Origin of the sequence: Hoylesella buccalis ATCC 35310 (assembly GCF_025151385.1) — a bacterium.
Lineage (GTDB): Bacteria > Bacteroidota > Bacteroidia > Bacteroidales > Bacteroidaceae > Prevotella > Prevotella buccalis.
Window position 1 is genome coordinate 3,297,761 of record NZ_CP102287.1, and the last position, 9,947, is coordinate 3,307,707.

Consider the following 9,947-nt stretch of genomic DNA (forward strand, 5'->3'; position numbering starts at 1 on the left):
TTCTTAGATTAGAATGTGAACGAATAGCCTAAGGCAACCTGATTTTGCTTGGCTAGGCTGCGTGCGGAGTAGTCTAAGAATACTCTTCCGCTGAGCATGTCTACGCTTACACCAAGGATGATGTTAGAGCCAAAGTGGGTGTCATCGCCATGGAATACGCCAAGGCCAAGGCCTGCGTATGGTACAAACTTGCCCAATGCATCGGACTTAAAGTTGTAGATAACGTTTCCTGAGATACCCATTCCGCTGTCGTTAGCCATGGCTGCGTACAGCTCTGGTACGAAGTCGAGGTTGGTAGAACCAATCTGCATGTATCCGCGAACGCCGAAGTTCCAGGCAGTAAGATCACCGAATCCCACACCTGTGATGATACCAAGGCGGTTCAGCTTCAGACGTTTGCCTGTTGTAGGATGGTAACCAGCAGTCTCATCATCTACAGTTCCTGGAACATATTGGTTGCCCATGGCACCATTACCTTCGTAAACAACTGTTGTTTCGCCTGCATTGCGTTGGCTGATCACCTTGTTCAGCTTCTCGTTCATGATGCGGAGCTCTTTTCTCAACTGCTCAGTTTCAGCATTGTTCTGAGCTGGTTGCATTCTTTGCATCGGTACAACGGTACGAGTTGGCTGTTGTGGCATTTCGTAGTTGTAGTTGTTGTAGTTATAGTCGTAGTCATAGCCATCGTCATAGCTGCGTGCACTCTGGCGAGCTTCCCTTGTGATACGGCTCACCAAGTCGTTGAGTTGACTGCGAGTCATCTTTACCTTGCTACTACTGTTCTCACCCAGTTCGTTCACCAGCTTGCGCTTCATGGCCATCTCGTCGTTCTGAATACTCTCGAGTTCTTGCTGATGACGGTCTTTCATCCGTGCAATTTCAGCCACGCGAATGGTGTCGTTTGCCTTGAGAGCCTTGTCTAAATCTTTGTCCAGTTTGTCGATGCGTGCTTCATATTCAGCTTTGAGCTTGTTAACGCGCTCATCATATTTTGCAATTTGATCATCGTAGTCGGCAATCTTCTCGTCATAACTTGCGATTTGATCGTCGTAATCAGAAATCCGTTCGTCGTATTTTGATCTCAGCTCGTTGAGTCTTTCGTTAGAGGCTTCACGTTCGTCATCCAATCGGCGGTTGAGATCCCTCTTGTATTTTCTTTCACCGTCTGCAGCCAGACCCAGGTTGAATCTTAAGCCGGCATTGTACATCACACTGGTGTTGATGTGGTCAGGATTCTGGATGTCTTCTTCTTCAATACCCTTTTGTGCGGTGAATACGGCATTTGCCGAACCGAAGAGTGCTACATATCTCGACAAAGGAATCTCAACACCGGCACCTCCGAATACGAAAGCTGTGCTCTCTGCGTCTGTGTTTCCATGCTTGTCAGCATATTTATCGCCTATGTCCATGTAACCTCCACCAAGTTGCAGGTAAGGATTGATGCCTCTTGGGAAGTTCAAACGTGTGATGATGTTACCACCATACAGAGCCAGATTCTTGTTGAATGACAGCGAAAGCTTGTCGGCATCTTTGGTTGCCTGGTAGTAGAATCCGCGTATACCTACGAGTGATGAGAAGTCAAACCCAGCGCTTCCACCGGCGAGATAGGTATCGGTCACGGCCATGTCCTTGTCAAAATCCAGATAAGCTATGGCAGGTTCTACCACAAACTTCATACCTTTGAAACCGCTGGAGAACAGTTTGCGGTATTCACGGCTGACAGCATTGTCGCTGTTTTCAGCCCTGCCACCCAGATAGAAGTCGAGTGTGGCGGCTGCTCCCCAATTGTACAGATGATTGCCACCATCCTCCTTGTTGTATTCCGGTCTCATCAGGTAGCTTCCCTTGCTGGCGTTGAACATGGTGTTCTTCGCTTCAAGTGAGAGCACGGCGCGGCTGCTCAAATTAATCTTGGCGCCCACACCGAGTGAAACAAAGAGTTGTTCGTCTTTCAACGGAACCTCCGTGATCTCAGCATCTCCGGTGAAGCTATTGTACTTCATTTGCTGTACACCGGCACCAGCTGTGAGGAAAGGAGCGAAGTAGCTGTTCTTTCCTAAGTTAAGTCTCATCTCACCACCATATTTGGTCAGATCCATTTTGGTGTCTCTTATGTGACCGGCCCATCCTTCATCGGTAAGCCAATTATGGCCGCGTACTTTTGCATTTACATCGTCACCGCGCAAGTAGAATGCGTGCAGTTCGAAGAGTGGACCAAAGCCAAATCCCAACTTTCCACCGTACAGTGGCATGTTGTCTATGGAAAGATCTTTGTCCCACCAGATGTACTCTGCGGCAGGTGATGCGATGAACGACACGTCATGTACCTGTGCCGTCGACTTTAAACTTCCCAGCAGCATTAAGCCGACCATGGAAAGTGTTCTCGTCATGTTTTTTTTCATTGCTGAATCGTTTATTATGTTAATAAAAAGAATTTACGTAAGAATGTGCTTCGCTCTCTGGTCATGCTCGTCTTGATGTTGTTTAACGTTTAGCTTCTGACTCAGTAAAACTTAGAAACTTTTAAGAATCTTATAAATTCTTTACAAAGATAATAATTTTTTTTAAAGGATAGAAATTTTTTTCTGTATTATTTACAATAAATTTGATATTCTTCATTAATTGCATTTAATAAATGGTGTAGGAGCGCAAATTAACCTATTTCAATCCAAGAGTGAGAGCTTTCGACTTGTGTGGCGTAATGATGGATGACATAGTTGCTATGATGAAGGAACGCTGTTCCCTGAATTGTCTAATATTTTGATTGATTTTGGCCCCTAAAATGGCACTTCAAAATTTTAATCTGGAAAAAAACGATAGGCTCGCAGGGAGCAAATTTGAGATAAAGATGACGTAAAAAGCAAATTTTTTCCTCAAAGCGATGCTTTTATGCGCTTAGATGCATCACTTTTGGGGGCAATGCATAAGAGATTGACTGGCAAAAGCATGTAAATTAACAGCTAAAAGCATAGCTATTGGCCAGATAAGTTTGAGAAACAGACGCATAACAGCATGTGTAATGAGGTAATGGGTTGTGTGACAATGATATACGAAAATCACGCATGCTTGGCGTATTTGCAACCAGCAGCGTTGCTGTTTGGAAATACGCCAAATATGAAGCGATGTGTTGTCAAGAAAATTCGCACTCTTTGGCCAGCTTGAGTGCGCGGTTCAGACGGACGGTTTTACGCACATTCCGCTGCTTGCCGATGGGGCAAACCACTCGTCAACCTTGGCTTCTACAAAAAACCTTGCTGTTTGAGTGCGTCTAACAGGTTTTTAGACATGGCTTCGTTGTCCTTTTTGGTGTATCGTATGTCTGTGAAAACTTGTGCCAAGGTTTCTTTTTCGTTCACTTGGCAGAACTGAATGTTCTCGGGCAGACTTTCTTTTTCGTGGTAAAATTGGTCTATTCGATTGGGTGTGTAGTCTTGGTAGGTTTCGTCATGAATGATGGCCGAGAGCGGAAGACGGTCTGAAAGTTCGGGTGTTTCGTCGGGCCATCCCAGGGTGATGGTGGCCACGGGCATCACCTGTCGGGGTAGTTGCAGCGTGTCGATGATGCTCTTGGGGTTGTACAGCGTGGTGCCCAGGAAGCATAAGCCCAGTCCTGCTTCTTCGGCGAGGTTGCAAAAGGTTTGACAATATAATAAGGTGTCGGTGGCAGCGTTGACGAAACTCAAGAAATTGTCATAGCCAGGTTGCGCTTTTCTGCACTCCGCCCATGAGCTGGTTCGTCTAAAATCGGCACAAAAGGTCAGTACCACAGACGCTTGCGTCACCATGGGTTGGTGGAAATGTGCCGGTGCCAGTTTTCTTTTTTGTTCATCGCTGTGCGTGATAACGACCGAGTAAAGTTGCAAATTGCCCATTGTTTGCGTACGTTCAGATTCGGTCAATAGCTTGTTTATCAACTCGTTGTCTACCTCCTTGCGTTGGTATTTACGAATACTTCTGCGTGTTGTTATTGTTTTCATCTTGGAAATTTATTGTTTGACAAAGATATAAATATTTTCAAAAAGAAACATTTTGTGCAACAAGTTTTTCTTATAAATAACCCAAAGATATTTTTTTTATATCGAAAATAAGTTGTAGATTTGCAAAACAATTATCGTTTACGGATAGTTGTGCAAATAATACTGAATATTAAATCATAACCATATAACATTTTTTTTAAACTAAGAAATGGAGCAATCAAAAAACTTCGCTTTCGAAGAAGCTTTCGAGGAGGCGTTGAAATACTTTGCGGGTGACGAGTTGGCCGCACGAGTATGGGTGAACAAATATTCTATGAAAGACAGTTTCGGGAATATCTATGAAATGTCACCAAAGGACATGCATTGGCGCATCGCCAATGAAATAGCGCGCATCGAGAAGAAGTATAAGAACCCGATGAGTGCGCAGGAAATCTTCGACCTGTTGGATCATTTCAAGTATATCATCCCTGCAGGCAGTCCGATGACCGGCATTGGCAACAACTACCAGGTGGCCAGTTTGAGCAACTGCTTTGTGATTGGGTTGGATGGCGATGCCGACTCATACGGTGCCATCATGCGCATTGACGAAGAGCAGGTGCAGCTGATGAAGCGTAGGGGTGGCGTTGGGCACGACCTGAGCCACATCCGACCGAAGGGTTCACCAGTTAACAACTCGGCACTCACCAGCACCGGCCTGGTGCCTTTCATGGAGCGTTACAGCAACTCTACTCGCGAGGTGGCGCAGGATGGCCGACGTGGCGCACTGATGTTGAGCGTGAGCATCAAGCATCCCGACAGCGAATCGTTTATTGATGCCAAGATGACCGAGGGAAAGGTCACCGGCGCCAATGTATCGGTCAAGATAGATGATGCTTTTATGGAGGCTGCTACCAGTGATAAACCTTATGTACAGCAGTTCCCTGTGGATGGTGATGAGCCGCTTGTGAAACGGGAAATCTCCGCCAAGGCTTTGTGGGAGAAGATTGTTCACAATGCTTGGAAGAGTGCAGAACCTGGCGTACTGTTCTGGGATACCATCACCCGTGAAAGCATCCCCGATTGTTATGCCGACCTGGGTTTCCGCACCGTGAGCACCAATCCATGCGGCGAAATACCTTTGTGTCCTTATGATTCGTGCCGCTTGTTGAGCATCAACCTCTATTCTTACGTGGTTCATCCATTTACCAAGGATGCCTATTTTGACATGGACAAATTCAGAAAGCATGTTCAAATAGCACAGCGCATCATGGATGACATTGTTGATTTGGAGCTGGAGAAGATTGATCGTATCATGCAGAAGATACAACAAGATCCGCAGAGTGATGAGGTCAAGGGATCAGAATATCACCTTTGGGAGAAAATCAAGCACAAGAGCAGCCAGGGACGCCGTACAGGTGTAGGCATTACGGCCGAGGGTGACATGATTGCAGCCATGGGGTTGCGCTATGGAACGCCAGAAGCAACCGAGTTTTCTGTCAACGTTCACAAGAATTTAGCGTTGAGCGCCTACCGCTCTTCCGTAACCATGGCGCAAGAACGCGGTGCTTTCGCTGTGTTTGATGCCAGTCGCGAGAAGAACAATCCCTTCTTGCTTCGCATCAAAGAAGCCGACCAACAGTTGTATGCCGACCTGCAGAAGTATGGTCGTCGCAATATCGCTTGTCTGACAATCGCGCCTACTGGCACCACCTCACTGATGACACAAACCACCAGTGGCATCGAACCCGTGTTCATGCCAGTGTATAAGCGTCGCCGAAAGGTAAATCCCAACGATACTGACGTGCGTGTAGACTTTGTGGACGAGGTGGGTGATAGCTTTGAAGAATACATCGTGTACCACAAGAAATTCCTGGAGTGGATGAACGTTAACGGCATCGATTCTACTAAGAAGTATACCCAGGAAGAGATTGATAAGCTGGTGGCGCAGTCGCCATATTATAAGGCTACGGCCAATGATGTTGACTGGTTGGAGAAGGTTAAGATGCAAGGTGCCATCCAAAAATGGGTAGACCATAGCATCAGTGTGACCGTCAACCTGCCCAACGACGTAGATGAGGCCTTGGTTAATCGCTTGTATGTAGAGGCGTGGAAGAGCGGATGCAAGGGCTGCACCATCTATCGAGACGGGTCCAGAGCAGGCGTTATGATTTCTGTTTCTAAGAGTGAGAAGAAACAGAAAGGTAAGGAACAAGCCAAGGATAACGGTGCTGACCAGAACGCACTGCCTCCCTGCAAACAGCCCGAGGTGATAGAAGTGAGACCGAAGGTGCTGGAGTGCGATGTGGTTCGCTTCCAAAACAACAAGGAGAAGTGGGTGGCATTCGTCGGATTGCTTGATGGTTATCCTTACGAAATCTTCACTGGTTTGCAAGATGACGATGAGGGAATTGTACTGCCTAAGTCGGTTGTCAAAGGAAAAATCATCAAACAGAAGCAGGATGACGGCCCCAGCAGATACGACTTCCAGTTTGAAAACAAGCGTGGCTATAAGACTACGGTCGAGGGACTTAGTGAGAAGTTCAACCCAGAGTATTGGAATTACGCCAAACTCATTAGTGGTGTGCTGCGCTATCGTATGCCTATCGAACGTGTTATTAATCTGGTTAGTTCACTACAGCTAAAAGACGAGAGCATCAACACCTGGAAGAATGGTGTGGAGCGCGCGTTGAAGAAATACATAGACGATGGCACCGAGGCCAAAGGGAAGAAGTGCCCGGTGTGCGGACATGAAACCCTTGTGTATCAAGAGGGCTGTTTGATCTGCAAAAACTGTGGTGCCAGCCGTTGTGGATAATCGACCTTTATGATTAAACAATCAAGTTATATTTATTTAAGCAACCTGCGGTTTCGCGCCTATCACGGCGTGTTACCGCAGGAACGCGTTGAGGGCAACGACTTCATTGTGAACCTCCGGCTGGCTTACGACTTTGGTAAAGCCATGGAAACCGACGATGTGGCCGACACCTTGAGTTATGCCGACGTGTATCAACTCGTTCAACAGGAAATGCAACAGCCTTCCAACTTGCTCGAGCATGTGGTGGGTAGGATAGGGAAGCGCTTGCTGGCGGAATTCCCGTTGATTAAGGCTATCGACTTAAAACTCACCAAGGTTAATCCCCCCATGGGTGCCGATTGCGACGGTGCCGGTGTGGAAATACACTTAATAAATGAAAAAACCGATTGAAAGATAAGGGCTTTTCCATCTAAAAGCATTACTTTTGCAACTATATGAATAAGAAGGTCTGGCACTGTTTGCTATGTTTCTTGCTGTTTGCGTCAGTGGGTTTGGCTGCAAACAAAAAGTTTACGCTGGTCATCGACCCCGGACATGGCGGTAGAGACCATGGTGCGGCAGGCGTTTATTCAAAGGAAAAAGATCTTGTTCTGAAGTTCGCATTGGCCTTTGGGCAAATGGTTGAGCGTAATTGTCCCGACGTCAAGGTCATCTATACGCGTAAGACTGATGTCTTTATCCCGCTGGCCAGACGCGCCGAAATCGCCAATAAGAATCGTGCCGACTTGTTTATCTCTGTTCACATCAATGCCTTGTCGGGTGGTCGTAGGGTGAGAGGATTGCAAACTTATACCCTTGGACGGGGACAGAACACCGGACAAAAAGGCATCTTGGAGAACTTGGAGGTGGCCAAACGCGAGAACTCGGTCATCTTTCTGGAGAAAGATTATAAGCAAAAGTATCAGGGCTTTGACCCTTCTTCGCCCGAAAGCAACATCATGTTTGAGTTCATTCAAGACAAAAACATGCAGCAGAGTGTGGAATTGGCGCGTTACATGCAGCACCATATCCGAGCTGCTACGGGCTTGAACGACATGGGTGCGCATCAAAACAATTTGGCAGTGTTGCGACTATCGTCCATGCCGGGATGCTTATTGGAATTGGGTTTCATCTCAACCCCCGAGGAAGAAGACTTCATGAATGCCGCCGGAGCAGCCGATATGTATGCCCGTGGCATCTTCAACGCATTCGTACAATACAAGAACAAATACCATCAAGGTCTCGTTGTACCTTACAAAGCACCGGCCGCGCCAAAGCCACAAGTGCCCGAAATTGTTCCGCAGGATTACAAGGAGCAGAGTAAAAAAGCCGAATCTTCGAAAAGTGTTAAGACTCGCGAAGTATCCCTTGCCCCCAATGTTCCACAACCCAAGGTAGATGAAACATCATCCACCAATCAGCAAACACCTCAGATGGCAGCCAATCAGTCAGGTGTACAGGCCGCTACAGCTATGCCTCAGCCTACTGAAGCAGCACCCAATGCACAAAATGAGGTTCGCACGTCCGTTCAAACACCTACACTCCCCGCTGCAAATGCTGCTCAGGAAGTTCCCGTGTTCAAGATTCAAATCCTCACGACCCACCGAAAGCTGGCATCAACTGATGCTGCTTTGAAAGGCCTCAAAGGGTGCGAGTGGTACGAAGCTGGTGGTGATTTGAAATACACTTACGGTTCGTCGGCCGATTACAACGAGATACGTCGACTTCGAAAAGAAATCATTGATCGTTTCCCTGATGCTTTCATCATTGCATTCAAGAATGGACAGCGCATGGATGTGAACGAGGCGATTCGCATGTTTTTACAGAATAAAAAGAAATAAGGTATTTTTTTTAAGTTCCAACGGATATGATAAAAGTAAGAAATGAAATAAAAATTGCCCTCGTGGCGGTTGCCGGTATCGTGGCTTTGTTCATCGGAATGAACTTTTTGAAGGGCACACATCTGTTCACAGGCAGCAAGACTTACCATTTTGCTTTCGATGACATCAGTGGTTTGACCAAGTCAAGTCCTATCTACGCCTCTGGTTATCAGGTGGGATTGGTTAAGGATATCATTTTCGATTACAGCCACAAGAACAAGACCAAGGTTATTGCAGAGATGGATAAGCAGATGAAAATCCCCACGGGAACCACGGCCTTTATCAGCAGTGACGTGCTGGGTAATATCAAGGTAACCTTGAACATCGCTCCCAATCGAGGCGAGTTTATCCAGGAAGGCGGGCTCATCCCGGGAGACATCGATAGAGGCCCCATGGGTGAAGTGACGTCCATGATACCTGCGGTGAAGCAGATGTTGCCTAAATTAGATTCCATTTTGTTGAGTCTTAATCTGCTCTTGGCCGACCCAGCCATCGCAAGTTCCGTACACAATGTACAGGACATGACGGCCAATCTCACCAAAACTTCTCGCGAACTGAATTCCGTCGTTGCAAAATTAAACCGTGAAATTCCGGGTGTGGTGACGAAAACAAACCGCATTTTGGATCATTCTGAAACGTTCACGGCCAACCTTTCACAGGTAGATGTGGCAACGACTATGCGAAAAGTGGATGAGGCCATGGCTGATGTCAAGGCAGTAACGGCCAAAATCAACAGCAATGAAGGCACGCTGGGATTGTTGATGCGCGACCCTTCGCTTTACAATCAACTCAATACCACTGTGCGTAGTGCCGATTCTCTCATGGTGAATATCCGGCAACATCCTAAACGTTACGTCCATTTCTCTATCTTCGGAAGGAAAGATAAGTAAGGTGTTGTATATCATATGACTGCGATGACGCTATTTATGAACAATCATCATCTGTCGAATGCGATGTGTCTTTAATTAAAATTGGTATAAATAAGAAAACTAATTGTTTCACACTGGTCGAAATGGCATAATGCATTAACAGCGTAGCCGATAATAGATATTTCATTTATGTTTCACCGTTCAAGTATGTATCTTGATGGTATTCAACTTAACTTACTTGTTCTCAAAGTTTTATGAACAAGCAACATCAAAAGCAATGAGATTTCTTTAAGAAAGTTGCTAATATGCGGGTAGTTAGGTACTTACGATTTTTCTCCTGTTGAAACATAGAAACATGCATTTGCTCAATCAAGTTTTCTTTTATAAATTTGCAGTCGATTGATCACCAAATTGATCGAAAGACATACGTAAAATACTACATGATTCA

6 protein-coding genes are annotated in these 9,947 nt (G+C 46.1%); 4 read left to right on the forward strand and 2 right to left on the reverse strand.

The window, feature by feature from the left end; translation table 11 throughout:
* Positions 1 to 8: 8 nt before the first annotated feature.
* Both NQ518_RS13500 and NQ518_RS13505 read right to left on the reverse strand, forming a co-directional pair.
* Positions 9 to 2,390, reverse strand: a complete 2,382-nt coding sequence (locus NQ518_RS13500; RefSeq protein WP_260107746.1) for an outer membrane beta-barrel protein — start codon at positions 2,388 to 2,390, stop codon at positions 9 to 11.
* Positions 2,391 to 3,239: 849 nt separating this feature from the next.
* Complete coding sequence (locus NQ518_RS13505) at positions 3,240 to 3,977, reverse strand: nitroreductase family protein (protein ID WP_227961457.1); 738 nt, start codon at positions 3,975 to 3,977, stop codon at positions 3,240 to 3,242.
* Between the two features lie 208 nt (positions 3,978 to 4,185).
* Here NQ518_RS13505 and NQ518_RS13510 point away from each other — a divergent pair, with 208 nt between their 5' ends.
* The 4 genes from NQ518_RS13510 to NQ518_RS13525 are packed head-to-tail and all read left to right on the forward strand — an operon-like array spanning position 4,186 to position 9,520.
* Entirely contained in the window at positions 4,186 to 6,771 is a 2,586-nt protein-coding gene (locus NQ518_RS13510) for an adenosylcobalamin-dependent ribonucleoside-diphosphate reductase (protein ID WP_227961455.1), read from the forward strand.
* 9 nt (positions 6,772 to 6,780) lie between these two features.
* Entirely contained in the window at positions 6,781 to 7,161 is a 381-nt protein-coding gene (folB, locus tag NQ518_RS13515) for a dihydroneopterin aldolase (protein ID WP_227961453.1), read from the forward strand.
* Positions 7,162 to 7,205: 44 nt separating this feature from the next.
* Complete coding sequence (locus tag NQ518_RS13520; RefSeq protein ID WP_227961451.1) at positions 7,206 to 8,591, forward strand: N-acetylmuramoyl-L-alanine amidase family protein; 1,386 nt, start codon at positions 7,206 to 7,208, stop codon at positions 8,589 to 8,591.
* A 26-nt stretch (positions 8,592 to 8,617) separates the two neighbouring features.
* A complete protein-coding gene (locus NQ518_RS13525; RefSeq protein ID WP_227961449.1) occupies positions 8,618 to 9,520 on the forward strand; it encodes an MlaD family protein in 903 nt (300 codons plus the stop codon).
* Positions 9,521 to 9,947: the final 427 nt, after the last annotated feature.